The organism is Sulfurimonas sp. (genome assembly GCF_014859695.1).
In the GTDB taxonomy this organism is placed as follows: Bacteria; Campylobacterota; Campylobacteria; order Campylobacterales; family Sulfurimonadaceae; genus Sulfurimonas.
Genome location: NZ_JACUTS010000024.1, coordinates 1 through 26,763, shown reverse-complemented (window position 1 = coordinate 26,763; position 26,763 = coordinate 1). Strand labels below are relative to the sequence as shown.

Sequence of the window (26,763 nt, the reverse complement as noted above, 5' to 3'; positions counted from 1 at the left end):
GGAGCCGTCCATTGAATCTGTGCACCTACTTCATTGATGCCGTGCATTCCCAAAAATGCCTCATAAGCCAAAGGCATATCCGCAAAATCCCAAGAATGGTGGTGCTGCTCGTTGAGGTAGCCAAAGTTTGAGTTAAACTTTCCGCCCTTCAGCCTTGTGCCGTATCCTAAAGCGTTTGAGGTAAAGAAAAGCTCCTCAATCTCGACACCGTTCTCTGAGAAGTGAAATATACCGTCCATGGTAAAAAATGGATCTACCGAGCTAGATAACACAAGTTCCGCATAGTTTAGGTTAAACCCGTTCTCTGCGTTATATGTCGCATGATTGTCATCTCCATGCGAGTGTGAACCCAGCAGACCATGCGCAATACCTGGAACTTCCAAATGACCAACTTCGTCATCTTTTACATTTCTATCCACATAAGAGGCATCCATAATTAAAGAGATGTCCGGAATAAATTTTGACTGATCAAAAGTTCTTTTCTCTACCGGAAGTACATCCGCACCATAAGCCAAAGCCGTGCAGAATGCGCTTGATAATAATATTTTTTTCATAATTTTCTATCCTAAAGAATAATATATTTTTTGTTTTTGTAATAATTGTTTTTTTGGGGTTTAGGATAGGGCAGGCGGAGCGCGGTTCTGGTTGGAGTGTGTCTCTATGTGAAGATATGAAACAGGGGCGTTGTGAGCAATCGCTTCAAAGTGAAAAAGTTCAACATCCGAAGTAAATTTAACTGCATCATCGGACACCAAGTTGCTATTGACGGTACATACCAAACAGGTTGAGCTGTCGTTATGCTCAATATGCTCCACCTCATGGATAGCAGCAAAGCTTGTAACAATAGCAAAGAGTATCGAGAGCAGTATGTTTAGTTTCATAGGCGCAATTTTATCATATTTTTACCAATACTATTAAAATTTCTTAACTGTTTCATACTTCACGCCATCGGGATAGAAGTGACTCTGCAAAAGTTCAACAGTTGTCTCTGTAGAGCCTATTTTTCTGTTTTTATACCTCTCCAAAGTCTCTTTAAAAGCTTGTTTATCGTTGATTTTTTTCATTCGCATTAGAGTTACATGTGGAACAAAGTGCGTTGTCTCTTTTAACGAAAACTGAGTGTAGAGTGATGAGTGAAGCATATCTAGTTTATACCCCTCGGGTCTTGCAAATAGAATATTGTTGTGTGAAAAATAGCTCAAAGAGGTTAGCTTCAGAGGTTCAACTTTTTCAAAGGTGAGCGGAAGTTTTTGCAGCAACTCTTCAACTGTGTAAGTGTTGCCATAATAGCAGATTGTTGCATGTAGATTCTCTTCGCTTGTCCACCGACCTTCTATTATCTCTTTAAAGTCGTGTTTGAGTTTATCATAATCGCCAAGATGTGCTCTGAGGGCTAAAAACATAGGGTTCATAGGGTTAAGTATAGCATATAATTTATGATGATTATAGTTTATATTAAGCTCATTGGGACTATGATATAGCATATAAAAATTAAAGGATTTAAGATGATTGATAAGAGAAAAGTTCAAAAAATCGTAAAAAAAGAGTTAAAAGCGATGCTGAAAAAAGAGCTCAAGCAAGAGGTTAAAAAGAACATCAAAGACTTTAAAAAGAAAGAGAAAGCAAAAAAAAAGAACACGAAAAAGAAGTAGCGTTAATTTGAGCAAACTTTTTTTAAAATAGCACTCCATGTTTCACACAAAAAGCGCAGAGGATACTCTAAGAGAGTTGGAGTGCGGCGTTGATGGATTAAGCGGTAATGAGGTGGCGTTGCGTGCTCGTCACTATGGTAAAAATATTTTACCTGAGGGTAAAAAACGCACCCTTTTAAATATATTTATTGAGCAGTTTAAGAGTCCTGTCATCTATGTGTTACTCATCGCTACCGTTATATCGCTGGTCATCAAAGAGTTTAGTGATGCCGGTTTTATCATGACGGCACTTCTTTTAAATGCCGTAGTCGGAACATATCAGGAGTACAATGCCAAAGAGAGAGCGGATGCTCTTAAAAAAGCGATTAAGACCTTTGTTCAGGTTTTAAGAGACGGACATCGTGTTGAGATACTGAGTGAAGATGTAACGCCTGGCGATATTGTCTTTTTTGAATCAGGAGTAAAAGCTCCTGCCGATATACGCCTTATAGAAGCAAATGATTTGCAGGTGAACGAATCGCTTCTTACAGGTGAGTCTATAGAAGTAAGTAAAAATCCGCAATATATCTCCAAAGATGAAGACGAACCCATAGGCGAGAGACAAAATATGCTCTACGGCGGTTCCTTGGTTACAAATGGGCGTGCAATCGGTGTGGTAACGGCAATAGCGCAGCAGACGGAAGTAGGCAAAATTGCCTCACTCCTAGCTGAAGCTAAGAGCGTAAAACCGCCGTTAATGCTCCGTATGGAGAGATTCTCCTTTAATATCTCAAAAGTAATAGGCGGTGTAGCACTGCTTATAATTGTCCTCGGCGTTTACCAAGATATGCCCTTAAAAGATATCTTTTTTCTTACGGTTGCACTCTCTGTATCTGCTATTCCTGAGGGACTTCCTGTCGCTATTACGGTTGCACTTAGTGTTGCAAGTGCGGCAATGAGTAAGCGAAACGTAATTGTGCGGAGACTCTCTGCAATTGAAGGGCTCGGCTCATGTACGTTTATAGCAAGTGACAAAACAGGAACGATGACGCAAAACCGTCTAAGTGTCGAGCACTTTATAACCCCCGAAAAAACATATGGCAGCAGTGAAGCGGTAGATGAGCATATAGTTCTGAGTGCTCTTCTATGCAACGAATCAACTCACCGCAAGGAGAATGGAGAGTATCTGTTTATAGGCGATCAGGTAGATATAGCACTATCGAAATACGCACTCCTGCTTGATGAGGCTCTTTTTAAAAAGTTTGAAAATATAAAACCCATATCACAGACTCCTTACGAACCTCTCAATAAATACTCGGCGGTAAGCTATGAGATTGATGGCAAAAAAGTTGATTTTATCAAAGGCTCACCGGAGGTTATACTTGCTAAAAGCGAACTTGGCAGGGATGAGAAGGAGCACGCTTTAAAACAGGTGGATGAGTGGGCGGCAAACGGATTTAGAAATATAGCCTTGGCATATAAGATTAACGAGGGCAGTGATATTGCAGAGAATGGTTATAAATATCTTGGATTTGCGGCTATAACCGATCCGCTCAGAGAGGGAGTTAAAGAGGCTCTGCGCACTGCAGAAGAGGCGGGTATTGAGGTAGTTATGGTAACAGGAGATCACCCAAACACTGCATTTTACATAGCCAGAGAACTCGGCATCGCCATAAGCAGAGACGAGATAATGGATGGAGTGGAGATTGCTCACTGGAAGGAGCGCGGAGCTTTAAAAGAGGAGATTGCCAACAAACGCGTCTTTGCAAGAGTTTCTCCCCAGCAAAAGCAGCTTATAGTAAAAACATTTCAAGAGCTTGGTCACTTTGTAGCTGTAACGGGTGACGGTGTAAATGATGCACCTGCACTTAAATTTGCAAACATCGGTATCGCTATGGGTAAAAATGGTACGGATGTCGCAAGCGAGTCGAGCGATTTGATACTGACGGATGACTCCTTTGGTTCCATTATAAATGGTGTGGAAGAGGGACGTGTCGCGTATGATAATATCCGAAAAGTTGTCAATCTTCTTATTGCTACCGGATTTGCGGAGATTGTGCTTGTTCTGCTCTCAATCATATTTTTTATACCTATCCCGCTCCTTCCTGTTCAGATACTCTGGCTCAACCTTGTTGCAAACGGTTTTCAAGATGTTGCTCTTGCTATTGAAAAAGCTGAACCTGGAGTCTTGAAACGTAAACCGCGTGATCCAAAAGAGTCAGTGTTTAACAATATAATGATGAGCAGAGTGGTAGTAGGCGGTTTGTACATGGGTATTTCTTCATTTATAGTGTTTTATACTATGTTGGAATTTGGCTATAAAGAGGAGATGGCAAGGAATGTTACTCTACTTTTGATGGTTCTCTTGGTAAATGTGCATACCTTTAATTCACGGACTGAGAATAACTCTATTTTTAAAATTAACCATGCTAGAAATATTTTTTTGTGGATATCTGTTTTTGCTGCTCAGGGTGTTCATATGATGGTGATGTACACACCTTTTATGCAGTCGGTACTCAGTGTTGAACCCGTTACCTTAGAGATGTGGGGCACACTGCTTCTTATAGCTTTAACGCTGGTTGCAGTAATGGAAGCGGAGAAGTTTTTTAGGAAAAAATTCTATCCAAAATCCTAGTTCCCACGCATACAAGCGAGAAAAATGGCATATAAACTCTATTTTTAGAGTCTCGCATATAGATATAAAAAATAAGCCTTACTTAAGAGATTTGCATATAGAATAGACGCAACATAGGGAGAAGTTATGCACAGATTTATCAATGGAATCAAAGTTTTTTTACAAGGAGATTCAGCCGCTCAGCCTATTATTTTTATCCACGGGTTTCCTTTTGAGCACACTCTTTGGGATGATGTAATTGAACAACTAAAAGATGATTACTATTGCATCAGTTACGATTTGCGAGGGTTTGGAAGCTCTGAAGTCGGTCATGGTCAATATACAATGGAGAGTTATGTCGATGATCTTGAAACTCTTATTTCACGCCTCGGCTTAGAGCAAGTCATTTTGTGTGGCTTTTCTATGGGAGGCTACATTGCACTTAGAGCCAATGAACGACTCCAAAATCTTAAGGCTCTCATATTAGCAAATACCTCAACGAGCAGTGATAATGATGAAGCTAAACTCAAACGTGCAAAGGCCATACAAGGCATTGAAAAAGAAGGTGTTGAGCCTTTTTTAGAGAGTTTTTTTACTGCTGCATTTACGCAAAGCTATCTAAAAGAGCATCAGGATAGAATCGCTCTTTTGAAAGAAAAAATCTTAACTTTTGACCCCATCGGAGTCAAAGGCGGACTTTTAGCGATGATAAGTCGAACCGATACAACACAGAGTCTAGAGAAAACTCCGACTACTCTGCTTATTGGAGCAAGTGATGATGCGATTATAGCTCCAAAAATCATGAAAGAAATAGCTTCTAAAATGAAAAACAGTCATTATGTAGAACTGCAAGATAGCGGACATGTAAGTATGTTGGAAAAGCCTAAAGAGTTTGTAAAAGCATTAAAGTCATTTTTAATCAAAAACTAAGCCTCCTTTATGAATAAGTAATTCATGATTTTCAAGATCTCTGTTTAAAGTCGCTTTATCTCTGCCGTTGAGAGACTATCTATGCGAAAAGTGAAATCTTCGATAGAAAATGAGGAAATTGAACAATAGCATCTGGGTACTTATGCTAAAATATCTGGACTAAGCTTTAGAATATAAAGGAAAGTTGTGAAAAAAAAAATAAAACATTATCTCAAAGAGATTGTGCTTTTTTTGATTGTGATGACACTCTTGGCTAATGCGATAAGTTTTTATCGCAGTATGGATCTTAACAAAGAACCGCTCAGCGCTTTGGATCTGAAACTTATAGACGGATCTGAATATTCCCTTGAGAGATCAAAACCTTTGCTCGTGCATCTATGGGCGATTTGGTGCCCTACATGTAAAGTAGAGGCTGCAAATATCCAAAGGATTTCACAGCATTATGAAGTGCTTACAATAGCGGTAAAGTCAGGTTCAAATCAAGAGCTACAAAACTATATGCAAGAAAATGGTTACACCTTTCGTGTTCTCAATGATAGCGATGGATACTATGCCAAAACATTTGGAATTAGTGCCTATCCAAGCACTTTGATATATGATAAAGAGCAAAAAGTACGCTTTAGTGAAGTGGGATACACATCAACTTTGGGGCTATGGCTTCGGATGTGGTGGGTAAAATAATGCTTTTTGGTATCCATTTTGGCGCCATAGTGGAGCTTTTTTTCTTTTTTCTTTTTTACGCATTCAAAGGTGCTATGGCTGTTGCCCTTCTTGCACTCAAGCCAAAACTTAAGCTTAGGCCATGTTTGTATAGAGTTCCACTAAAAACAAAAAGCACTTTTACAACAGCACTGCTTGCAAATATCTACTCATTGATGCCGGGTACTCTTAGCATGGGGATTGATGAAGACACTCTTACTTTGCATATATTGGATAAAGATTTTATGGACAAAGATTTTATAGATCGTGTCCAGACAAAAGTGCTAAAAGTATTTCAATGAGTTATTTTTTGATTCTCTTGCTGGTGCTCAATTTAGTGCTTAGTACTTTTTTTATTTTAAAGATGAAAACACGGGCAAATAAAATGATGATTACACTGCTCTTTAGTACGACAGGGGTGGGGGTACTCTTTTTATTGTATGAGATTAGCAGAGTAGATTCTTTTTTGGATGTAGCCCTTGTGTTTGTTCTTTTGAGCTCTGTTAGTGCAATTGTTTTTGCTAAACGTTTGCGTTACATGGGGAGAGAGAATGGATAGTATGCTCATCTTTGTATCTAATTTTTTTATGCTCATAGGGGTGCTCTTTTTTCTTATAGGCACTCTGGGGATAATACGATTTCCAGATCTTTATACACGGCTCCATGCTTTGAGCAAGGTTGACAATCTTGGTTTAGGTTTTCTTGTCATTGGTTTGGTTTTGCAAGCAAGAGATTTGTTGGTAATAGTGAAACTCCTCTTTTTATGGGCTTTGGTTTTGTTCTCCTCTGCGACTATCTCCTACATCCTAAGTTCTCATGCAAATGAAAATGGTGAAGTACCTTTAATGGAGGAAGAGTAAAATGCTTGTTGATATTTTGCTTTCAATTGCTCTGCTGTGGCTAAGTATCGGGATTGTTCTCAAGGATGATCTCTTTAGCGTGGTTGTGTACTTTATTGTTTTTGGGATGATCTTAGCGCTTGTTTGGGTACGTCTTTTTGCCTTTGATTTGGCACTTGCAGAAGTTGCTTTAGGCTCCGGTATCACAGGAGCTCTTTTGCTTGATACCATCGCATTTATAAAAATGCAAAAGAGGGAGGATTAGATATGCTCTATAAGGGAGTTCTTTGGTGTATGGCTGCTTTATTTTTGGGAATGCTTTTCTTTATGGTCGCGACGATGCCGCCTTTTTCTCCAAAGCTAGATACTCTGGTGCAAGCTGATTTAGCGATGAGCGGCGTGAGCCATGATGTTACAGCCGTCCTTTTAAACTTTCGTGCATTAGATACACTTCTTGAAGTGGGAGTTGTGCTTTTAGCGCTCATGGGTATTCAGGTAGTCTCCCCACATTTTCGCTATAAGCCCTACACAGAGGCAAACACGATTACAGATATCTATATTGCAATACTTCTTCCGGTAATTATACTCAGTGCCTTATATCTTTTGCTTGCCGGAAGTTATAAAAGTGGAGGTGCTTTTGTTGCCTCTGCTCTTTTAGCCGGTGGAATTATTATCTTGAAACTTACAAAACCAAAGCTCTTTGTCTCTTTAGAAAAACTCCATTTACGATTTTTATCCGCTTTGGGTTTACTCTTTTTTGTTGGCATAGGAGTTTTAACCTTGATAGAGGGTCTATTTTTGCAATATCCTTTATCCTACGCCAGTACATTAATCTTGATGATTGAGACGCTCCTTATGTTTTCGCTTGCTATAATCCTTGCAAGTTTTTTTATTAATGCTGTGCAGGACTTGGAGTAATGTTGTCTCTTTATCCTTTTGTCGGTTTGGCACTTTTTGTTTTAGGACTCCTTGGCTTTATACTCAAAGAATCTTTAGTCCATAAGCTCATAAGTCTCAATATTTTTCTCAGTGGTATTTTTTTATTTTTGGTATCGCAGAGTCTCTCTTATGAAAAAGCCGACAGTGTTGCAACAGCACTTGTATTGACCGGACTTGTCGTGACTTTGGGCGTGAGTGCATTTGGTCTTATGCTGATACGTGCTTCTTATGGAGCAAAGCGATGAGTCTGATAATCCCTTCTCTTCTTTTTATACCTTTGCTTTTTGCGATATTGACCTATGTTTTTCAAAAATATGCTCAAATGCTTGGAGTGCTCTTTGTCTTTTTGTGGCTATTACTCACACTTATAGCCTCTATCTCCGTTGTTTATGAGGGGGAGCTTCTTTATAATTTTGGTGGATTTGCCCCACCGCTTGGAATCTCTTTTCGTATAGATGGACTTCGCTCTTTGATGGCTCTCTTGAGTGCTTTTATCCTTTTGATTTGTAGTATATATGCCCGTGTTTACCTTTTAGCGTCTCTGCAAAGAGACTATTTTCCTCTGCTCGCTTTTTTGACTTTAGGGATAAGTGTTTTGTTTTTTTCTACAGATATTTTCAATCAGTATATTGCTTTGGAGATTATAGGGATCTCTGCAGTAGCTTTGAGTGCATTGCAAAAAGACAAAAAGAGTATTGATGCGGCACTTCGCTATTTTTTTGCAACACTTATAGGTTCGGGTTTTTATCTTTTTGCCGTTGCCTTACTTTACCTACGCTACGGCACGCTTTTTATAGATGATCTTGCACTTTTGATAGAGAATGATTTTGTCACAACAATCGCTTTTATCTTTATTGTTGTAGGACTTTCCCTTAAAACAGCACTTTTTCCTTTGCATTACTGGCTTCCCTCGGCACATTCAAATGCAACAACACCCATCTCGGCTCTGCTCTCAGCATTGGTGGTCAAAACAGGTTTTTTTCTTCTTTTTTCACTCTATGGAGAGCTTTTTTGGGGTATCGACCTTTTTGTGGGTAAGACTCTCTCCTATTTGGGGATTGTCGCAATATTTTATGGAGGAATCCAAGCTTTTTTTGCAAAAGATTTGAAGCTTATGATAGCATACTCAACTATCTCCCAGCTGGGGTATCTTTTTTTGCTCTTTGTGCTTTTTTCACCTATGGCAATAGAGGGTGCTTTTTTGGGACTTTTTGGGCACTCTCTTGCAAAAGCAGGAATGTTTCTCTCAGCAGGGACACTGATTTACGCACTTGGGACACGTAAAATAAGTGACTTTAAAGGGATCTCTTTTGTCTTTCCTCTAAGTATCTTTGCTATTGCTTTGAGTAGTATCACACTCATCGGGCTTCCTCCATCCCTTGGATTTTTTGCCAAATGGTACTATCTTCAAAGTGCTTGGATGCAGCAGGAGTGGCTTCTGTTTAGTGCCTTGCTTTTAGGAAGTCTCTTAAGTGCGCTCTATCTTTTTAGGTTTTTAATTCTTAGCTTAGGGTCACAAGGAGAGAGAAGGATTTTTGTCAAAGAAAAAAAAATCAAGATTTTAGAGTGGTGTGGATTTATATTGAGTTTATCCTCTGTACTGCTTGGGATGTTTAGCTATGCGCTCACAAAGATGATGGGTATATAATGGAAAATTCTCTTTATCTCGTAGCACTTCTACTGAGCTCTTTTCTTCCTGCACTTATCATCTTTTTTTTAGATGAAAAGCGTGTCGTTTTGAGAAACAGTTTGAATCTTCTTGGCGTAGGGACAAAGATTGCACTTGTTGCTTTTTTATTTATTTCTTTAATAGAGGGGACTCATTTTCGTTTGAGTTTTGAGATAGCTCAAGGGGTAGAGTTTTTACTAAAAGTAGATGAGCTCTCTCTGCTTTTTGCAGGACTCTCCTCTGTTCTTTGGCTCTTTACGACGCTCTATGCTATAGGCTATCTCAAAAAGAGTAAAAATCAAGGGCGTTTTTTTGGTTTTTTTTCTCTTTGTGTAACAGCGACAATAGGGCTTTGTGTTTCCGGAAATCTATTTACTTTTTTTCTTTTTTATGAGTTTTTGACACTTGTGACCTTTCCGCTTCTTTTACATAATCAAGATGAAGCATCCAAACAAGCCGCAATCAGCTACCTTAAATATACTCTTTTTGGAGGGGCTGTATTTCTTTTAGGGATTGTTTTACTTCATAGCCTTGTGGGTTCACATGAGTTTGTAAGCGGTGGCTATTTACAAGCGACACAAGAGGGGGATAGCCTTTATCTTCAAATTATTTTTGTAATCTTATTGATAGGAGTTGGGGTCAAAGCTGCTATCGTTCCTCTGCACGGGTGGCTTCCAAAAGCTATGGCGGCTCCTGCTCCCGTCTCTGCACTTTTGCATGCTGTAGCAGTTGTAAAAGCAGGTGCATTTGGTATTGTGCGTATTGTGTATGAGGTTTATGGGATAGAGTTTGCTTCTATGCTTGGAATCTTATATATTTTGATGTTTGTTGCAATCATGACCATTTTGTATGGAAGCCTCAAGGCTCTTTTTCAAGAAGATCTCAAGAAACGCCTTGCGTACTCAACTATTTCTCAGGTCTCTTATATCCTATTGGGAATCTCTCTTTTTGGACCACTTGGTACCATTGGAGGTTTGGTGCATTTGGTGCATCAAGGGGTAATGAAGATCACACTCTTTTTTTGCGCCGGTGCTTTTAGCTCGACATATAAAATTACCAAAATTGATCAGATGGATGGGCTAGGTAAAACAATGCCCCTTGCATCGCTGAGTTTTACTTTGGCTGCACTCGGAATGATAGGTATTCCCCCTTTGGCAGGATTTGTAAGTAAATGGTATTTGGGGCTTGGTGCTCTTGAAAACGGTTTGTGGTTGGTAGTTGGCGTAATTGGACTCTCAGCGCTTTTAAATAGTGCCTATTTCTTACCGATTCTCTATAGGATATGGTTTAGAGCACCCCTGTATGAAAAGCAGATATCAGCTAAGAAGTTTTCTTTAGAGGCAGATCCTCTACTAATCTTCCCTCTTCTAGCTACCGCCTTGCTCTCTTTGCTTCTTGGAGTGTTTGCTATGAGTGATTTGAGTGCGCTGGAGTGGGTAAAACAGCTTGTTTATTTGGAGTATTCACAATGATTGCGACTCTATTGCTCTTATGTGGCGCAATGCTTTTTTCCTTATTTGTTCCTATTGGCTCTCTTTTTAACATAGATTGGTTTTTATTTGGAATCAGTTTTCATGTTGATCTTATAGCCAAAGTATTTTTGCTTTTCACAAGCTTTGTATGGTTAATGAGTGCTCTTTACGCGGTACATACTATTTCAAAGAGAGAGAGATCTTTTTGGTTTTGGTTTTTTATAACTTTTCTTGGAAATTTTGGACTCTGTTTTGTTTCGGATGTTTTGGGATTTTATCTTTTCTTTAGTTTGATGAGTTTTGGGGCTTTTGGGCTTATCATTCACGAGAAAACAAAAGAGGCAAAGGAGGCTGCTTTTGTTTATATAAAATACGTTATCGTGGGCGAAGTCCTTCTTTTTATCGCGATAGTCTCTCTTGTGTCTCAATGTGGAGGTACTCAGTTTGAGCAAATTACCTGTTCGGATTCTTTAGCTACTTTGATTCTTGTGCTTCTTGCTTTTGGGATAAAAATAGGGGTATTTTTTCTTCATTCATGGCTGCCTCTGGCACATGCTAGTGCACCTGCGAGCGCTAGTGCCGTGCTATCTGGCGTTATGCTCAAAGCAGGCGTATTGGGCTGGATTCGTTTTATGCCTTTTGGTGTAGCTTCAAGTGAAATTGCAGGATATAGCTTGATAGTATTGGGTGTTTTAGCGATTTATGGCGGGCTCTATGGACTTACGCAAAACAAGCTCAAATCTCTTTTAGCATATTCAAGTATCTCACAAATGGGCTATGTAGTTGTCTTGTTCGGTCTGGTGCTTTTAGATACCCAAAAAAGTGAGCTTCTACTCTATGCTATCTTATCGTTTAGTGCGCACCATGCACTCAATAAGTCAGCACTTTTTTTGCTGAGTTCAGAGATTAATAAATATGGACTGGACCTCAGAAAAGTGCTTCTTTTTGCTTTTTTTGCTCTAAGCTTGATAGGCTTACCCTTTACAAGCGGAGCCATTGCAAAAGAGATGCTCAAAAGCGGAGTAGACTCTTCTGTCTTGCTTGCTTTGTTGAGTTTAGGTGCGGTTGTTACAGCCTTGTTGATGTTGAAGTTTCTCTCCCTTAGCAGAGAGATTCAAAAAGTCTCTTCCCCTTTATCGCCTTTGCTCCCTATATTTGGATTATTTCTTGGAAGCTTAGCGCTCCCTTGGATATTAGAATCTGCAGGAGGGTTTAGGTGGATGCAAGTGCTTCCTTTTTTCATGGCACTGGGCATATATATTTTTTTGAAAAAGCAAAAAATTGAGATTCCTTTGATGCCGCAAGGAGATATGCTCGCACTCTTTTATTTACCGCGACAAGAACTTAAAAAATCAAGGAATATCCAAAAGCAAAGATGGGATTTTAGCCGAGCATTAGAAGCTGTCTTTCGCTCCATTGAAGCCGCGCTAAGCCAAGAGAAGTATGTATTTCTCTTTCTCTTGGGCTATCTTCTTTTTTTAAGTGTGCTTAGATTTTTTCTGTACTAGAAGAAGCTTGAATTCATGGGATTTATTCTCAACGACGGAGTTAAAGCCGACAGAAATTTATAAAACATTAGCTTTATTGTGTTCAAGAGAGTTTCTCTTCCAAATCACTCACAATTAGGCGCATCTTAAAGAGTGAGTCCGGGTTTAGTGAGATTGAGTCTATCCCCTCTTGTACCAAGAACTCAGTAATCTCTGGATAGTCTGATGGCGCTTGACCGCAGATGCCTATATATTTGCCTCTCTCTTTACATGCTTTTATCGCCATCTGCAGCATTCTCTTAACCGCTTCATTTCTCTCATCAAATATATGGGCGATTTTTGCGCTCTCTCTGTCAACTCCGAGGGTGAGTTGTGTCAGGTCGTTTGAGCCGATTGAGTAGCCGTCAAACAGTTCTAAAAATTTGTCGGCTAATATTACATTTGCGGGGATTTCACACATGGCATAGATTTCAAGTCCATCTCTGCCTTGCGTAAGCCCTTGCCTCTGCATAATCTCTATAACTTTTTTTCCCTCATCAGGCGTGCGGACAAATGGGATCATTATTTTGATGTTGCTAAGCCCCATCTCCTCTCTCGCACGTTTTAGCGCCTCGCACTCCCACTCAAAAGCTTCGCGGTAACTCTCGTCGTAGTAGCGGCTGGCACCCCTAAAGCCTATCATAGGGTTCTCCTCCTCTGCTTCATAAAGAAGTCCGCCGAGCATATTGCGGTACTCGTTGCTTTTAAAATCACTTGTTCTGATAATGACCGGTTTTGGGTAAAAAGCCGCAGCAATCATCCCTATGCCTTCGCTCAGTTTTTGCAAGAAGAACTCTTTTGTGTCACGGCACGGAGTCATAAAGGAGCGTATCTTCTCTTCATCTTTGACGCTTTTGCTTTTGTGCATATCAACAAGTGCCATCGGATGAGCGGCGATGGAGTTGTTCATAATAAACTCCATTCTAGCAAGCCCTACACCGTCGTTTGGCAGTTTTGCAAAATGAAAAGCCTCCGCGGGATTTCCTACATTGACAAATATCTTTGTTTTAGTCTGTTTGAGCTCTTTCATATCTACGGTTTTGACGCTAAAAGGAACTTCCCCCTCATAAACATAACCCTCGTCTCCCTGCGCACAGCTAACTGTTACTATCTGAGCGTCATGCAGTATATTTGTGGCATTGGTGCATCCGACAACGGCAGGAACTCCTATCTCTCTTGCTACGATTGCCGCATGACATGTTCGGCTTCCGCGGTTAGTAATGACCGCAGAAGCTTTTTTCATGATGGGTTCCCAGTCTGGGTTTGTAGAGTCAGCAACTAAGATATCGCCCTCACTAAAGCGTTCAAACTCAGTCGTGTCATTTATGACAGTTACTCTTCCGCTTCCTATTTTATCTCCTACCGCTCGTCCCGATGTTAAAATTTTTGCCTCTTTTACTCCATCAAGCGAGTAGCGCTCGTTTGTAAGGCTCTTGTTCTCTCTGTTTTTTACGGTCTCAGGTCTTGCCTGAACGATGTAGATTTTGCCATCATCTCCATCTTTTGCCCACTCAATATCCATTGGACGGCCGTAATGCTCCTCGATAATAAGCGCTTCACGTGCGAGCTCCATGACCTCATCATCTGTTATTGAGAAGCTGTTCTGCTCCTCTTTTGTGGTTGCAATATTTATAGTGCGGGATTTTTCACTGTAGAGCATCTTCTCTCTTTTGCTTCCCAAAGAGCGTTTGAGTATGGTTCTTTTGCCCTCTTTGAGCGTAGGTTTAAAGATAAAAAATTCATCTGCATTGACGCGTCCGCTCACCACATTTTCGCCCAAACCCCAGATGGAGTTTATGAGTATAAGATTCTCAGAACCGCTCTCCGTGTCAATGGTAAACATAATTCCGCTTGATGAGATGTCGCTTCTCACCATCTTCTGCACACCTACTGAGAGAGCGACTTTGAAGTGGCTAAATCCACGACTTGTGCGGTAGCTGATGGCACGGTCTGTAAAGAGTGAAGCGAAACATCTTAAGACACTATCTAAAAGTTCCTCTTGTGTGCCGACATTTAAAAAGGTCTCCTGCTGCCCTGCAAAAGAGGCGTCCGGAAGATCTTCCGCCGTTCCTGAGGAGCGAACAGCTACATCTACGGTATCTTTTTTGTACTCGTTTGAGAGAATCTTATACGCCTCTTTGAGCTCTTTAATAAGGGCTTTTGGAAGGTGTGAGTTTAGAATGAGATTGCGTACTTTAAGCCCGCGCTCTTGAAGATTGTTTGTGTCTTGTATGTCCAAATCGCTCAAGATGGAAGCTATCTTATCTTTTATACCGTTTTCTTCTAAAAGAAGCCAGTAGGCATCACTCGTAGTTGCAAAACCGTTTGGGATACTCACCCCTTTTGGGGTCAGCTTCTGGTACATCTCCCCAAGGGAGGCGTTTTTGCCGCCGACTATTGCAATGTCGTTAATATTCAGCTCACTAAAAAATCGTATATATTTCATAAAAAACCCTTTTTATCAAAATCGTATATATATTAGCATAAATTGATGATTATTTAAGCACTAAAGATAATCTCTAAACTCTTGAGAGGGTTATAATAAGTAAGTCAAATAGGGAGGCTTTAGCATGAAAGAGTATATGGAGATATATGCACAAAACAGGAAGAAAATAGAGGCATTTATAGAGGAGAGCATAGAAAATCTCGCACCTCTTTGCGCTCATGAAGAGAACAATTTTAAGATTCTATTTAGTACTTTTCCATCGCTGGAGCTTGTATATGTTCTAAACAGCAATACAAAAAAACAGACATCGGCAAATATCTTTAAATACAGAGTAGATGAGAGCGAAAGAGATAAAGATAGAAGTTATCTGCTTGAGAGGCTGGAGATAAAAGAGAACGATTTTGCTTTTGCACAACCCTATCAAAGCTCGGCAACATCAAATATCTGCATAACAGTTTCTAAAAAAGAGGGTTCTAGCATCGTCTTTATGGATTTAAGGCTTGAGATAATTCTAGAGAGACTCGGGCTTATAGAGAAGGATAAATTCTTTAGCAATGTAACCAAACTCTTCTATATTTTTGCGGGATATTTTATGATGTTTCTCTCGGGTGCGGCTATATTTTATGCAGGCAGCGACTTTCTTACAAATCTTATGGCATCAAAACTGAGCATCGATACTATTTTCAAACCTATCATCGCAGCGACTCTGGGACTTGCTATTTTTGACCTCTCTAAAACCATCTTGGAGCAGGAGGTTTACTTCAAGAGTTATATAAAAAATGCAAAGATTGAGATAAGAACGCTTACAAAATTTCTAGTAACTATTCTTATAGCTCTCTCTATAGAGACGCTTATGGTCGTTTTTAAAATCGCTATAGAGAATCACGACAAGATGTTAAACGCACTCTATCTGATGATCGGGACATCCCTTTTTATCTTGTCTCTCTCGGTGCTTATCTTTATGACAAAAGAGAGAAGCTAAGCGCTCTCTCCTCTTGGGTCAAGCGCAGGAAACTCCGCACCTGAGATAGTTGGAATATTGACAAAAACGCTCATGTTCTCATCAGCCACTCTCTCTCTTGAGAGTGAGTAGAAGCCAAGGAAAAGACTTAGAGTTAAAAAAGAGATAAATATAAAATCATGAAAGAAATAGGTTCCTACTCCTATGATAAGCGGTGCCGCAAAAGAGCCTAGACCATAAGCAAAGAGCAGGGTTCTGCTTATCTCCATAATATTCTTGCTCTCCTCTACGACATCATTTGCTCTTGCTACCGCCAAGGGGTAGAGGCAGAAGATGCCGACTCCAAGAAGCGCTCCTAAAAAATAGAAGTAGCTCTCCTCGTACACAGAGAGTAAAAAACCGATAGATACAAGCGTGATGAAAAAACTGCTAAATGCAATCATCTTTCTTCTCCCGAGTCTATCGGAGAGGATTCCTATGGGCCACTGAGAGAGCAGAGCGCCTATGATGGTTATAGTCATAAAGATGGAGACCGTCTGGATGGAGCCAAATGTCTCCACTATAAAAACGGGTATCATTGTAAAAAAACCGCCGACAAAAAAGCCTCCTATGAAACTGCTTGCAAGCGCTAATGGGGCAATGCTAAATATCTTAGGTAGGCTGTATCTCTCAAAAGGCTCTAAAATTGGCTCTTTTATCTTTGTCATAGAGATGAAGATTACCGAGAAAAGAACCAAAATCGAACCGATAACAAAAAAGATAGAGCCGCTTTGGTCGCCGATATTTAGCAGAAGCTGACCGATTGCCGTTGAGAGATAGAAGATGATTGTGTATATGGCTAAAATCTTTCCTCTGTGCGTTGACGAGCTTTTTTCGTTGAGCCAGCTCTCCAAGATGATAAGCAATCCATAGTATGCAAATCCGGAGAGCAGTCTTAAAATCGCCCAAAACAGCTCGTTAAAGTAGAGACTATGTCCTAAAAAACCTATAATCATTATGGAAGCAAATGTGGCAAAACTTCTTATGTGTCCGACACTCTGTATTATCTTTTGGCTAAAGATAGAAGCGCCTATGGCACCTAGAAAAAAGGATGCGTTTATGAGACCGATGGCGATATTGCTTGAGCCCGTCTCTTTAAGATGAACACCGATAAAAGTTAAAATCATCCCGTACCCGATAGCCAAAAACCCTATTGCAAAAAAGAGGGAGGATATGGGCAGTATGGAGAATTTCTCTTTTGTGATCATCTTTGTTGTCCTTCTATATTTAATTTTGTAAGCACCCTGTTTTATTAGAGTCCGCTAAAAGCCTCTTTTAGTAAAATAGAGATCTTATTTGTCGCATTTGTAAGAACCGTTTTTTTGTCGCTCTCCTGCTCTTGCGTTATAGTAAAGCCTAAAATCTTTGATCTGTTGATGGTAAGCTCACTCTTTGTCGTAGCGGTTAACTCTTTTGTTTTGTTGTGCGCATGAAGAGAGATTATAAGTTGGAGCAGTTCTCTCTCTTCGTCTTTAAAGATGTTTTTCTCTGAGGTCTCTTTTTCTCTAAAGAGATTCGCCTTCGTATCAAGCAGATATTCACTCTCCACATTTAGCGACTCTTTGTCTCTTACATCCATAGAGATTCTAAAACACCCTGTATCTTTAAGTGATTTTGCAAGAGCGTCTCTAATCTCCTCTTTGGTTATGTGAAACGACTCATCGCCGTTTTTTACTTCAATCTCATTTAGATAAAGCGTTGCAACGGTAGCCGTGCAGAGTCCTTCGTTTTGGATATTTAAAACTCTCTTTTTATCCACGCATCCTGATGTAAAAATAAGCACAAACAGTGCTAGTAAAATTTGTTTCATAGCGGTACACTCCATTTTTAATATGTGGCAGTATAACATAACAGAGTTATTTTAAAAGGTTTGTGTTGAGGTTTAAAAAGCCTTAAATTTTCAAAAACAAACAGTCTGTTTCAACGCTTTTTGAGGAAGTTCATTAACTATTTTTTAATAGAATTCGATTATGAATTTTAAAAAAATATGGCTATTTTTACTTCTGGCTACAATAAGTTTCTCTGTAGTGCATGACTACACTTTTGCTCACTTAGAGGATGATCACTACTATGTAAGCAGTTATCTTCATGAAGCTCCAGACAATGCACTGGCTAAAACAAGTGATACTTTATGCGAGGTTCATATAGAGTATCACTCGGTCTCTCTCTTTGTAGAAAGAACAGCCGATATTCCGGTTGCCCAAAAAAAAGACAACCTTTTTAAATACAATAAAATGTTTTTATCCTTGGACTACTTTAATTTCTTCAAACCCCCTATAGCATAACCTTTTTTTTTAACTACTAAAGCCTATAAGCTTGAAGTATATAAGCATATTCTAATGCACAAAAAAAGGATAATTATGAAAATTTTTATATTATGGATTATGCCGTTTGTTCTCTTTGCTTCGGGTCAGAAGATGAGTGTTTCAGATACTCTTTATTTTGACAGAGCAGACAAGCAGATTTTTAAACTTAAATACCCGCAAAAAACAAGAATGAATCAGCTCGCCAACATAGACAAAGAAGAAGCAAGAGTTATTATAAAAGAGTCGACACAACAGGAGATGCAAAGTATGGAACTAACGATATCGGGCAGATATTTAATCTATAAAGCCTCTACAGAGGAGTACGCTCTTGTTATTAATGCACTTGATGGTACGCTGATACAAAAGGAGCATAAGTGAAAATAATATCCTCTCTTTTAATAGCTGTTTTTTCTTTAAATGCCTCGGCAATTACTTTAGATGAAATCTTGCTAAAGGTGCAAAATGAGCATCCTTTGGCAAAATCAATAGAGGCGCTCAAAGGTGCTCACTCTTCACAAAGCAGAGCCGCCGGACTTAATGAACCGCTTGAGTTTTCGGCAGAGGGGGCTTATGCAAAGCCTGATTTGGACAAATCGGGTTACGAGTACAGCGTCGGAGTAGAGCAAAATATAATGCACCCGAATGTAAAAAAAGCTGCAATGCAATCTCTTAAATATCAAAACGAATCAGAGATTTTAGAGCTAGAGCATAATTTTTTTCTTTTGCGCCAAGATGTAAAGCTTCTTTATCACGTTAACTGCTTAAATCAAAAGAGCACTCTGCAGTACAGAGACTCTTTTTTGGCTTTTGAAGAGTTTTATAAGAAAAAAAAGAGAGCCTATGAGTATGGCGAAATCTCTAAAAAAGATCTTTTAGCGCTTCAAATAGAGCTAGATAGGATTAAAGCCGAGTATAAGCTTTATGAAAATAAAGTAAATATCTCTCGTGAGAATCTGGAGTCCAAAACTCTTTTGCCATCTCTAAGAGAAGAAGAACTCTCTTGCAAAGACACCACACCCATTATAAAAGAGCTAGAGTTTGATTATGAAAACAAGACGCTCAAAGAGCAATCGCTCGATAAAAAAATCTTAACATACCAGAGTGATTTTGAGAGATATAACGTCTCTTTTGATTCGTTTACTCTTGGAGCAGCCTATCAAAATGAGCTTGATACCGATAGATTTGTCTTCTCACTCTCCATGCCGCTTAATTTTACAACATCTTTTAATGAAGATAATCGCGCGGCGGCTCTGCATAAGAAAAGTGCACTTATACACGAAAAAGAGGGAGTAAAGCTTCAAAAGAGTTCCCATTCAGAGGCGCTTAAAAAAGAGTTGTCACAAAATTTTGAGAATATAAATGCATATCAAGCCATGATGCAGAAGTATGAAAATGAACTAATGCCGCTTGTAGAGAGTGCTTATGATTTGGGAGAGTCTTCCGTAATTGAGTATCTTTTGAGCCAAAGAGAACTTTTTGGTCTTAAAAAAGAGCTGATTGAACATTATAAAAAATATTATGAAACACTATTTGAACTCTATAGCGTTTTACAAACAAAGGAAAAATTATGAAAAAAATCATTATTGCGCAGATGATATTTGCACTTTCGCTTATGGCAAATATTACGTTTACACCACAAGAGGAAAAAAGCTGGCAGATTCAGAGCGCTAAAGCAAAAGAGGTTACACATGTACCTCTTGATGCTTACATGATGCAGGTTACTACTCCGCCAAAGCTTCTACATACCATCTCTGTGCCCTATGAAGCGCAAGTAGTGCAAGTGCACAAAACAGAGTTTGAGCATGTTGAGAAGGGTGAGGTTCTTGCAATTTTGAGTTCAGAGCAATGGATAGAAGCGCAAAAAGAGGCAATTAACAGTTGGATAGAACTCTCATACAGTAAAAATGAAGCAAATCGTAAAGCACAACTCTGCAAAGAGGAGATAATTGCTCAAAAAGAGTGTTTTATAGCAGATGAAGAGATGCAAAGAGATACTATAAAACTTCAAGCCGCAAAAGCGCTGCTTCAATCTTATGGAGCAACACAAGATATGATGCAAAAACTCTTCAAAGAGCTTGTTATATTTTCAAATATAGAACTTCGCTCTTGGGTAAAAGGGGTAGTTTTACAAACGGATATCCAAGTGGGTAAAAATATCTCTCCCTCAAGTGCTCTTTTTGTTATTAAAACGGATGGGGAGAATTGGTTAGAGGCAGATATTCCTCAAGCAGTTGCAAAAACTCTGCAACCTTTGCAAGATGTAATCTTAAGAGTCGGTGCAGATGAGATAAAATCAAAGATAGTGCTCATCTCTCCTACTATGCACTCTGTTAATCAAACAAGGTATGTCCGTTTTTCTCTGCCAAAAGAGGCAAATCTTGTAGCGGGGCTTAGAACAAAAGTTGAGCTTAGTGTTGCAAAACACGCTTTTGTGATTGATAAAAAAGCTCTTATCAGGCAAGATAACGAGAGTATTGTATTTATCAAAAAAGGTCAAACATATAGCGCTCTGAGGGTAGATGTGCTTGCCGAGAATCGTGAAGTTTGTTATTTGGAGTATAAAGAGGAGCTAAAAGAGCCAATTGCCGTAACTGCAACGAGTATATTGCAAAATAGACTCAATGAGGAGAAATAATGAGCCATATTATCTCTTTTGTACTTTCTCAGAGGCTATTTGTATCTCTGTTGGCTCTTATGGTTTTAGGATTTGGTATAAAGTCATACAACAATCTTCCTGTTGACGCTTTTCCGGATATTTCGCCTACACAGGTCAAAATTATTATGAAGTCAAGCGGTATGACACCTGATGAGATAGAATCACGCATAGTTATTCCGCTAGAGATGGGTATGCTGGGCATTCCTCATCAAACCATGATGCGCTCAACATCAAAATACGGTATTTGTGATATTGCAATAGACTTTGAAGAGGGAACGGACATATACTGGGCGCGGCAGCAGGTAAGCGAGCGTCTAAACTCCATTATGGATGAACTGCCTGCAAATATGGAAGGGGGATTAGCGCCGATAAGTACGCCTCTTAGTGAGATATTGATGTTTACCATAGAGTCTAAAAACCTTAACCTAACGGAAAAACGCTCACTTCTTGACTGGGTGGTTTCACCGAAAATCCGTTCAGTTAGCGGTGTGGCAGAGGTAAATGCCCTTGGCGGAAAGGTAAAAACTTATGAGATAACGCCAAAGTTTGATGCAATGCGCACTTACGGCATAAACTTAGAGCAGATAATAACAACACTTGAGAAAAACAATCTGAACGACGGTGCAGGAAGAGTGACTCAGGGAGTAAACAGTGTTCTAGTTCGAAGTGTCGGGCGAATTAACGATATATTTGATATTCGCAAACTAAGTGTTGCCCAAATTGATGGAAAAGTAATAACGATAGATGATGTTGCAGATGTACATGTAGGATATTTGACCCGTGCAGGTTTCTCTACTAAAAATGGAGGCGGAGAAGTTGTTCAAGGAATTGTTTTAGGACTAAAAGGCGCAAATACCCAAAAAGTTTTAAAAGAGGTAAAGTCAAAACTTAGCGAAATGGAAGCATCGCTCCCACAAGATACAAAAATAGATATATTTTATGATCGTTCACAGCTAGTTGATTTGGCAACGGACAGCGTAAAGAAAACACTCTTAGAAGCCGTTATCTTAATTGTTATCGTACTGTTGCTTCTTCTTGGAAATTTTGCCTCCGCTCTTAGTGTTGCTATTATTCTGCCGTTCGCACTTCTTATGAGTTTTATTGCGATGGATTATTTTGGACTCAGTGCTAATCTTATGAGTTTGGGAGGATTGGCGATAGCAGTCGGCATACTTGTGGACTCTGCGGTGGTTATGGTTGAACATATAACCGCAAAGCTTGGAGATGAAAAGTATAAAAATAGCAGCAAGCTTCATATTATCTACACTGCTGCAGTTGAGATGGCACCTTCGATAGTGACGGGAGTGCTCATAATCATTATAGTTTTTATGCCTCTGCTTACTCTTGAGGGACTAGAGGGAAAACTCTTTAAACCGGTTGCTCTTAGTATAGTATTCGCGTTATTTAGCTCTTTGATTTTAGCTTTGACGCTTATACCGGCTCTTAGTTCATTTATATTAAAAATCCGTCCAGATAAAGAGTCTTGGTTAATCAAGACTCTATTAAAGTTGTATAAACCCTCTCTTGATTTTTCTATAAAACACTCTACCGCAGTATTTGTAACGGTAGTATTGCTGTTCGCAGGCTCTTTATATCTTGCTTCAAAAACAGGTAAAGCTTTTATGCCGACGATGGATGAGGGAACTATGATTGCCATGATAGAGTCTCTACCGTCCATAAGTCTTGAAGAGAGCATAGAACTAAACAAAAAGATTCAGACAAAGCTGATGAGTGATGTACCTGAGATTTCATCAATTGTTGCACGCACCGGAACTGATGAACTTGGACTTGATCCAATGAGTCTAAACGATACAGACACTTTTTTTATTCTCAAACCACAAGATGAGTGGCGCGAGCCATCAAAAGAGTGGGTAAAAAATGAGATAAGAAAATCTCTTGATGAGATGGTGGGAGTGGAGTATGTTTTTACCCAACCAATTGAGATGAGAGTATCGGAGATGCTAACTGGAGTGCGCGGTGATTTGGCAATAGATATCTTTGGAGACGATCATAGCGAACTTGAACGCATAGCCTCCGAGATTAAACCTCTCTTAGAGACCATCAAAGGAAGCAGTGATGTCTATAAAAAGAGCAACGAAGGAGTCGAGTACTTTGAACTGGAGTTCAATCAGCAAGCACTCGGTTACTATGGAGTAAACGAACTTGAGATAGCAAACTTTATGAAAGTAATGGTAACGGGAGTTCAAGTCGGTATAGTTCAAGAGGGTATGCGCCGTATCAGCATGATGGTAAAAGGCGAAGAGAGCATGTATAAGTCACTAGATGGGTTAAAAAAACTCTACTACATTTTAGAAGATGGAAAAAGTATTCCGCTCTCTAGCTTAGTAACTTTTAGAAATACAACGGGACCCGTACAGATAGAGCATGAAAACGGATACAGAAAAACCGTAGTCCAAAGTAATGTCGAGGGTCGTGATCTGGTAGGTTTTGTAGAAGAAGCAAAAGCGCAAATCGAGCAAAATATCAAAATGCCTGCAGGTTATTATGTAGCTTACGGAGGTGAATTTGAAAACCAACAAAGAGCGGCCGCAAAACTTGCCATCATCGTACCGATAGCACTTTTTTTAATATTTATTTTGCTCTTTGTTTCATTTAACTCTATAACTCAAGCCGTACTTGTTATGATAAATGTACCACTGGCTCTTATAGGCGGATTTGCAGGGTTGTACTTTAGCGGAGAGTATATTTCAGTACCTGCATCGGTCGGATTTATTGCGCTTTTGGGTATTGCCGTATTAAACGGTGTCGTGCTTGTAAACTATTTTAACTATTTGGTTAAAGAGGGATATTCTGTTCTTAACGCGGTAAAAGAGGGTTCCATGAAGCGGTTTCGTCCCGTTCTTATGACGGCTTCCATCGCCGCATTGGGTCTGCTTCCTATGTTGTTTGCCACAGGTCCCGGTTCAGAGATACAAAAACCACTAGCTATTGTCGTCATTAACGGCTTGATAAGTTCTACACTCTTAACGCTTATCGTATTGCCTCTGCTCTATCTTAAATTTACCAAAGAGACTGATTTGCAAAAATCGTAGAATCAAAACTATTATGCACTACCGGCTATAGTGCATAATATAAAATTTCTCCTCTATTATTAAAAGCTTTTGGCTACAATAATATATGGCAAAGAAAAATAAGAAAAACGCAAAAATAAACCAAAAAATTAGAAAATATTTTGATGATGACCCCTTTGATGTCGGAGTTGCAAGAGTAAGTTCACATACGTTAAGCGAGATGTTTAACACACTTGGAATCTATGATATCGACCAGAGTAAAGATATGCTTGTGAAGCTCTCAAGAATGCTATGGAGCGAGGGAAATGGAGATTTTCGCTCTGACATTTTAAACTTTTTTGCAAACGAGGGCAAGGTTTATAAATCAACTACCCCAAAAGAGCCAAATCTTGATAGGGATGATAAGATAGATGCTCTTATGGGCGAACTTGATGTCACGCATGAAGAGGCAACTCTTTTACATGAGGCTTTTTCGGATGTCAGAAGCAAAAAGATTACCATTGAGAAGATGGAGTCAAAACTCCGACACATCAGATACAACCTCAAAAAAGAGAGAGTTGAGAAGAGGGTTGACGGGGTTTTTGACATTGACGACTCTTTGGAGTTTAACGCTTCGCTTCACTATGTTCTGTATGGGCAGAGTTTTCACAAGATACTCACGCTTAACACAAAAATTTATGAGTATGAGTATCTCCAAGAGTGTGACGAAGCGCAGCTGATAGAGGATATTTTAGAAGAAAAAAAGCGCGTCACTCTCAAAAAACAAAAGGAGATTGACTCTTTTATAAAAAACCTCAAAGAGCCGCATCCCTACCTGACTCAAAAAGAGATAGCGGGCGCACTCCGCGCAACTCCGCCAAAGACAAAGGTCTCCTACCCGCTTTTAAAAGAGGGGATTTTGTCTAGTATTATCGCCGGCGAGCTCGGAGATGTGGAGATAGAGCTTCATGACGAAGAGCTTTTGGTAAGAATGAGAGAGAGTATAAAACTTCCTTATGCCGAGATTTCTCAAGAGTACATCTTAGAGCTGCATGTAGAGCTAAACTCTCTTTTGGAGGATATCTGGGAAGCAAACGAGCTTGATTTTAGTGAGGCTGTAAATGAGTCAAAAAGAGAGCATGAAGAGCAGTTTTTAATAGATTTGCAGACTCTTGTAGAGGAGTGTGGCTCGTATGCTGCGCTGCTTCATTTAAGCAAAGAGGCTCTTCATGCCAAAGTCTATGCGGTACTTTTAGAACTGCTGCCCTCATCTCTTGACATCTCGCCAAAAATCGCGCGAAAGAGCGTGAGACGATTTGTCCACAATATACATGACGAGATACTTAAAAAGCAGAGATATGAGCTATTGGCACGCACCATAAGAGAGTTTAAAAACCTTTTTCCGCTTGCACGTGACATGAGAAGAAAGCTCACTCTTCACATAGGACCGACAAACAGCGGAAAGACCTATCAGGCGATGCAAAAACTCAAAAATGCCGATACGGGCTACTATCTGGCACCGCTTAGACTTCTAGCGCTTGAGGGGTATGAGGAGCTAAGAGAGAGCGGAGTTGAAGCCTCTTTGATAACCGGCGAAGAGCAGATACTAAGCGAAGATGCCTCGCATATAAGCTCAACCATTGAGATGGTAAACTTTGATGTGGATGTGGATGTATGCGTTATCGATGAGGTGCAGATGCTAGGTGACCGCGACCGCGGCTGGGCATGGGCAAATGCCATTATCGGCGCACCCGCAAAAGAGATTATCATGACAGGTTCGCCAAATGCGAAGGATGCGGTTATCGCACTTGCCGAGTATCTAGGAGAGGAGCTTGAGATAGTGGAGTTTGAGAGAAAAAATCCGCTAACACTTTTGAATGAGCCTACGCATGAAAAGGATGTAGAGCCGAGCACGGCGATCATCGCTTTTAGCAGAAAAGATGTGCTCAAACTCAAACAGGTTTTTTCCAAATATTTCAGTGTGAGCGTTGTTTACGGCAATCTTTCCCCTGAGGTAAGGCGTGAAGAGGCAAGAAGATTCCGTGCAGGTGAGACGCAGATACTTGTTGCCACAGACGCCATCGCAATGGGGCTAAATATGCCCATAAAAACCATACTCTTCTCAAAAGCCGAGAAGTTTGACGGTGTAAACGACAGAAGCCTGCTTCCAAGCGAGATTCATCAGATATCAGGTCGTGCAGGAAGATTTGGTCTGCATGAAAACGGCTATGTCGGAGCTCTAAGCGGCGATGTTTTAAACATTATCAAGAAGAATTTTCATAAAGAGGCAAGTCCGATAACCATCCCTTTTAAAGTGATGGCAAATCTTGAGCATATAAAGCTTGTAGGAAGCATACTAGAAGAGAAGTCGCTTCATGAGATACTAAAGTTTTTTGCAAAAAATATGGAGTTTGACGGTCCTTTTGTCGCTACAAACCTAGATGACATGTTAGAAGTTTCCGTTTTGGTGGACAGCTATGATTTGGATATTGCAACAAAGTACCATCTGGCATGTGCGCCGCTTACGCTAAAATCGCCCTATATCGTTGCGGCATATGAGAGTTATTTGGGAGCGCTTGAGAAGAAGATGCCTATTCCCTACATTGCTCCTCCCTTAAGCGGAAGCTATGCGCTAACAACGGATGAGCTTCTACGCGCCGAAGATATGGTAAAGGAGATTTCGCTCTATCTCTGGCTCAGCTATAGATTTAGCGACTACTTTGTAGATGCAGGGAGGGCACGCGCTGCAAGGGGAGTTTTAAACAAGTTTATAGAAAACTCGCTTCAGCAGAGCCAGCTTGCCACAAAGTGCAGAATGTGCAACGCACCGCTGCCGCCAAACTCCCCATACGGCATATGTCAGTCATGCTTTAAGAAAAACTACGCAGGACGCGGGATAAGCAACAGAGGGTATAGAAAGAGGTAAAGTTTGAGATATGATAGTAAAACATAAGAGGCGAGATATATAAGATAACTGACCTTACGCACTTTTGTAAAAAAGTTCGTAAATACCTCTAATTTTCTC

At 39.9% G+C, this 26,763-nt stretch carries 25 protein-coding genes and 1 pseudogene; 20 read left to right on the top strand and 6 right to left on the bottom strand.

Translation table 11 applies throughout. From position 1 onward, the window contains the following. From IBX42_RS06235 to IBX42_RS06225, 3 genes and pseudogenes are all read right to left on the bottom strand, one after another. Window positions 1-554: pseudogene (locus IBX42_RS06235) on the bottom strand (hypothetical protein); the annotation flags it as partial. A gap of 60 nt (window positions 555-614) precedes the next feature. Continuing rightward, a complete protein-coding gene (locus IBX42_RS06230) occupies window positions 615-881 on the bottom strand; it encodes a hypothetical protein (protein ID WP_294930427.1) in 267 nt (88 codons plus the stop codon). Window positions 882-914: 33 nt separating this feature from the next. Next, window positions 915-1,403, bottom strand: coding sequence for a 2'-5' RNA ligase family protein (locus IBX42_RS06225; RefSeq protein WP_294930424.1), 489 nt, complete (start codon window positions 1,401-1,403; stop codon window positions 915-917). 102 nt (window positions 1,404-1,505) lie between these two features. Between IBX42_RS06225 and IBX42_RS06220 the strand changes: the two genes are divergently transcribed. From IBX42_RS06220 to IBX42_RS06160, 13 genes are all read left to right on the top strand, one after another. Beyond that, a complete protein-coding gene (locus IBX42_RS06220) occupies window positions 1,506-1,652 on the top strand; it encodes a hypothetical protein (protein WP_294930421.1) in 147 nt (48 codons plus the stop codon). A gap of 37 nt (window positions 1,653-1,689) precedes the next feature. Then, on the top strand, window positions 1,690-4,266 hold the full coding sequence (locus IBX42_RS06215; protein ID WP_294930418.1) for a cation-transporting P-type ATPase: 2,577 nt from the start codon (window positions 1,690-1,692) through the stop codon (window positions 4,264-4,266). 126 nt (window positions 4,267-4,392) lie between these two features. Next, window positions 4,393-5,175 carry an alpha/beta hydrolase gene (locus IBX42_RS06210; RefSeq protein WP_294930415.1) on the top strand — a complete coding sequence of 261 codons (783 nt, stop codon included), beginning with the start codon at window positions 4,393-4,395 and terminating at the stop codon, window positions 5,173-5,175. Between the two features lie 186 nt (window positions 5,176-5,361). Continuing rightward, the gene (locus IBX42_RS06205; RefSeq protein WP_294930413.1) at window positions 5,362-5,856 is read left to right on the top strand and encodes a protein disulfide oxidoreductase; all 495 of its coding nucleotides are present in this window, start codon (window positions 5,362-5,364) and stop codon (window positions 5,854-5,856) included. Continuing rightward, on the top strand, window positions 5,856-6,176 hold the full coding sequence (locus IBX42_RS06200) for a Na+/H+ antiporter subunit E (RefSeq protein ID WP_294930410.1): 321 nt from the start codon (window positions 5,856-5,858) through the stop codon (window positions 6,174-6,176). Before IBX42_RS06205 ends, IBX42_RS06200 begins: the two co-directional genes overlap by 1 nt. Window positions 6,177-6,259: 83 nt before the next feature. Continuing rightward, window positions 6,260-6,433, top strand: coding sequence for a monovalent cation/H+ antiporter complex subunit F (locus IBX42_RS06195; protein ID WP_294930407.1), 174 nt, complete (start codon window positions 6,260-6,262; stop codon window positions 6,431-6,433). Next, the gene (gene mnhG, locus IBX42_RS06190) at window positions 6,426-6,734 is read left to right on the top strand and encodes a monovalent cation/H(+) antiporter subunit G (protein WP_294930404.1); all 309 of its coding nucleotides are present in this window, start codon (window positions 6,426-6,428) and stop codon (window positions 6,732-6,734) included. The genes IBX42_RS06195 and mnhG overlap by 8 nt, the downstream gene beginning before the upstream one ends. Before the next feature lies 1 nt (window position 6,735). Beyond that, complete coding sequence (locus tag IBX42_RS06185) at window positions 6,736-6,978, top strand: hydrogenase subunit MbhD domain-containing protein (RefSeq protein WP_294930401.1); 243 nt, start codon at window positions 6,736-6,738, stop codon at window positions 6,976-6,978. 29 nt (window positions 6,979-7,007) lie between these two features. Next, window positions 7,008-7,631 (top strand): MnhB domain-containing protein, encoded by a 624-nt coding sequence (locus IBX42_RS06180; RefSeq protein WP_294930398.1) that lies wholly within the window; start codon window positions 7,008-7,010, stop codon window positions 7,629-7,631. Beyond that, entirely contained in the window at window positions 7,631-7,897 is a 267-nt protein-coding gene (locus tag IBX42_RS06175) for an NADH-quinone oxidoreductase subunit K (RefSeq protein WP_294930395.1), read from the top strand. The genes IBX42_RS06180 and IBX42_RS06175 overlap by 1 nt, the downstream gene beginning before the upstream one ends. Continuing rightward, window positions 7,894-9,300, top strand: coding sequence for a proton-conducting transporter membrane subunit (locus IBX42_RS06170; protein WP_294930392.1), 1,407 nt, complete (start codon window positions 7,894-7,896; stop codon window positions 9,298-9,300). Before IBX42_RS06175 ends, IBX42_RS06170 begins: the two co-directional genes overlap by 4 nt. Then, a complete protein-coding gene (locus IBX42_RS06165) occupies window positions 9,300-10,793 on the top strand; it encodes a proton-conducting transporter membrane subunit (protein WP_294930389.1) in 1,494 nt (497 codons plus the stop codon). The genes IBX42_RS06170 and IBX42_RS06165 overlap by 1 nt, the downstream gene beginning before the upstream one ends. Before the next feature lie 29 nt (window positions 10,794-10,822). Further along, window positions 10,823-12,301, top strand: coding sequence for a proton-conducting transporter membrane subunit (locus tag IBX42_RS06160; protein ID WP_294930386.1), 1,479 nt, complete (start codon window positions 10,823-10,825; stop codon window positions 12,299-12,301). An 82-nt stretch (window positions 12,302-12,383) separates the two neighbouring features. On the opposite strand, the gene ppsA is transcribed toward IBX42_RS06160, so the two are convergent. Next, window positions 12,384-14,765, bottom strand: a complete 2,382-nt coding sequence (gene ppsA, locus IBX42_RS06155) for a phosphoenolpyruvate synthase (RefSeq protein ID WP_294930384.1) — start codon at window positions 14,763-14,765, stop codon at window positions 12,384-12,386. Window positions 14,766-14,889: 124 nt separating this feature from the next. On the opposite strand from ppsA, the gene IBX42_RS06150 reads away from it, so the two are divergent. Next, complete coding sequence (locus tag IBX42_RS06150) at window positions 14,890-15,747, top strand: hypothetical protein (RefSeq protein ID WP_294930381.1); 858 nt, start codon at window positions 14,890-14,892, stop codon at window positions 15,745-15,747. On the opposite strand, the gene IBX42_RS06145 is transcribed toward IBX42_RS06150, so the two are convergent. Both IBX42_RS06145 and IBX42_RS06140 read right to left on the bottom strand, forming a co-directional pair. Further along, window positions 15,744-16,973: an MFS transporter gene (locus IBX42_RS06145; protein ID WP_294930379.1), complete on the bottom strand. Its 1,230-nt coding sequence runs from the start codon at window positions 16,971-16,973 to the stop codon at window positions 15,744-15,746. The genes IBX42_RS06150 and IBX42_RS06145 overlap by 4 nt on opposite strands. Window positions 16,974-17,017: 44 nt before the next feature. Next, on the bottom strand, window positions 17,018-17,575 hold the full coding sequence (locus IBX42_RS06140; protein WP_294930375.1) for a hypothetical protein: 558 nt from the start codon (window positions 17,573-17,575) through the stop codon (window positions 17,018-17,020). Window positions 17,576-17,735: 160 nt separating this feature from the next. On the opposite strand from IBX42_RS06140, the gene IBX42_RS06135 reads away from it, so the two are divergent. The 6 genes from IBX42_RS06135 (at window position 17,736) to IBX42_RS06110 (ending at window position 26,664) form a co-directional block, all read left to right on the top strand. Further along, complete coding sequence (locus IBX42_RS06135) at window positions 17,736-18,050, top strand: hypothetical protein (protein WP_294930373.1); 315 nt, start codon at window positions 17,736-17,738, stop codon at window positions 18,048-18,050. A 75-nt stretch (window positions 18,051-18,125) separates the two neighbouring features. After that, a complete protein-coding gene (locus IBX42_RS06130) occupies window positions 18,126-18,449 on the top strand; it encodes a hypothetical protein (protein ID WP_294930370.1) in 324 nt (107 codons plus the stop codon). Beyond that, window positions 18,446-19,642, top strand: a complete 1,197-nt coding sequence (locus IBX42_RS06125; RefSeq protein WP_294930367.1) for a TolC family protein — start codon at window positions 18,446-18,448, stop codon at window positions 19,640-19,642. The genes IBX42_RS06130 and IBX42_RS06125 overlap by 4 nt, the downstream gene beginning before the upstream one ends. Further along, window positions 19,639-20,706, top strand: a complete 1,068-nt coding sequence (locus IBX42_RS06120; protein ID WP_294930364.1) for an efflux RND transporter periplasmic adaptor subunit — start codon at window positions 19,639-19,641, stop codon at window positions 20,704-20,706. Before IBX42_RS06125 ends, IBX42_RS06120 begins: the two co-directional genes overlap by 4 nt. Next, window positions 20,706-23,780 (top strand): CusA/CzcA family heavy metal efflux RND transporter, encoded by a 3,075-nt coding sequence (locus tag IBX42_RS06115; RefSeq protein WP_294930362.1) that lies wholly within the window; start codon window positions 20,706-20,708, stop codon window positions 23,778-23,780. The genes IBX42_RS06120 and IBX42_RS06115 overlap by 1 nt, the downstream gene beginning before the upstream one ends. 85 nt (window positions 23,781-23,865) lie before the next feature. Further along, the gene (locus tag IBX42_RS06110; RefSeq protein WP_294930359.1) at window positions 23,866-26,664 is read left to right on the top strand and encodes an SUV3 C-terminal domain-containing protein; all 2,799 of its coding nucleotides are present in this window, start codon (window positions 23,866-23,868) and stop codon (window positions 26,662-26,664) included. Window positions 26,665-26,763: the final 99 nt, after the last annotated feature.

Bases quoted from the DNA above. Each gene is read 5' to 3' on its own strand.
- IBX42_RS06220 (WP_294930421.1), top strand. From the start codon at position 1,506: ATGATTGATAAGAGAAAAGTTCAAAAAATCGTAAAAAAAGAGTTAAAA.
- IBX42_RS06120 (WP_294930364.1), top strand. From the start codon at position 19,639: ATGAAAAAAATCATTATTGCGCAGATGATATTTGCACTTTCGCTTATG.
- IBX42_RS06130 (WP_294930370.1), top strand. From the start codon at position 18,126: ATGAAAATTTTTATATTATGGATTATGCCGTTTGTTCTCTTTGCTTCG.
- IBX42_RS06215 (WP_294930418.1), top strand. From the start codon at position 1,690: ATGTTTCACACAAAAAGCGCAGAGGATACTCTAAGAGAGTTGGAGTGC.
- IBX42_RS06145 (WP_294930379.1), bottom strand. From the start codon at position 16,973: ATGATCACAAAAGAGAAATTCTCCATACTGCCCATATCCTCCCTCTTT.
- IBX42_RS06195 (WP_294930407.1), top strand. From the start codon at position 6,260: ATGATGATTACACTGCTCTTTAGTACGACAGGGGTGGGGGTACTCTTT.
- ppsA (WP_294930384.1), bottom strand. From the start codon at position 14,765: ATGAAATATATACGATTTTTTAGTGAGCTGAATATTAACGACATTGCA.
- IBX42_RS06150 (WP_294930381.1), top strand. From the start codon at position 14,890: ATGAAAGAGTATATGGAGATATATGCACAAAACAGGAAGAAAATAGAG.
- IBX42_RS06135 (WP_294930373.1), top strand. From the start codon at position 17,736: ATGAATTTTAAAAAAATATGGCTATTTTTACTTCTGGCTACAATAAGT.
- IBX42_RS06140 (WP_294930375.1), bottom strand. From the start codon at position 17,575: ATGAAACAAATTTTACTAGCACTGTTTGTGCTTATTTTTACATCAGGA.
- IBX42_RS06115 (WP_294930362.1), top strand. From the start codon at position 20,706: ATGAGCCATATTATCTCTTTTGTACTTTCTCAGAGGCTATTTGTATCT.
- IBX42_RS06230 (WP_294930427.1), bottom strand. From the start codon at position 881: ATGAAACTAAACATACTGCTCTCGATACTCTTTGCTATTGTTACAAGC.
- IBX42_RS06225 (WP_294930424.1), bottom strand. From the start codon at position 1,403: ATGTTTTTAGCCCTCAGAGCACATCTTGGCGATTATGATAAACTCAAA.
- IBX42_RS06110 (WP_294930359.1), top strand. From the start codon at position 23,866: ATGGCAAAGAAAAATAAGAAAAACGCAAAAATAAACCAAAAAATTAGA.
- IBX42_RS06210 (WP_294930415.1), top strand. From the start codon at position 4,393: ATGCACAGATTTATCAATGGAATCAAAGTTTTTTTACAAGGAGATTCA.
- IBX42_RS06175 (WP_294930395.1), top strand. From the start codon at position 7,631: ATGTTGTCTCTTTATCCTTTTGTCGGTTTGGCACTTTTTGTTTTAGGA.
- IBX42_RS06160 (WP_294930386.1), top strand. From the start codon at position 10,823: ATGCTTTTTTCCTTATTTGTTCCTATTGGCTCTCTTTTTAACATAGAT.
- IBX42_RS06180 (WP_294930398.1), top strand. From the start codon at position 7,008: ATGGCTGCTTTATTTTTGGGAATGCTTTTCTTTATGGTCGCGACGATG.
- IBX42_RS06170 (WP_294930392.1), top strand. From the start codon at position 7,894: ATGAGTCTGATAATCCCTTCTCTTCTTTTTATACCTTTGCTTTTTGCG.
- IBX42_RS06165 (WP_294930389.1), top strand. From the start codon at position 9,300: ATGGAAAATTCTCTTTATCTCGTAGCACTTCTACTGAGCTCTTTTCTT.
- IBX42_RS06200 (WP_294930410.1), top strand. From the start codon at position 5,856: ATGCTTTTTGGTATCCATTTTGGCGCCATAGTGGAGCTTTTTTTCTTT.
- IBX42_RS06185 (WP_294930401.1), top strand. From the start codon at position 6,736: ATGCTTGTTGATATTTTGCTTTCAATTGCTCTGCTGTGGCTAAGTATC.
- mnhG (WP_294930404.1), top strand. From the start codon at position 6,426: ATGGATAGTATGCTCATCTTTGTATCTAATTTTTTTATGCTCATAGGG.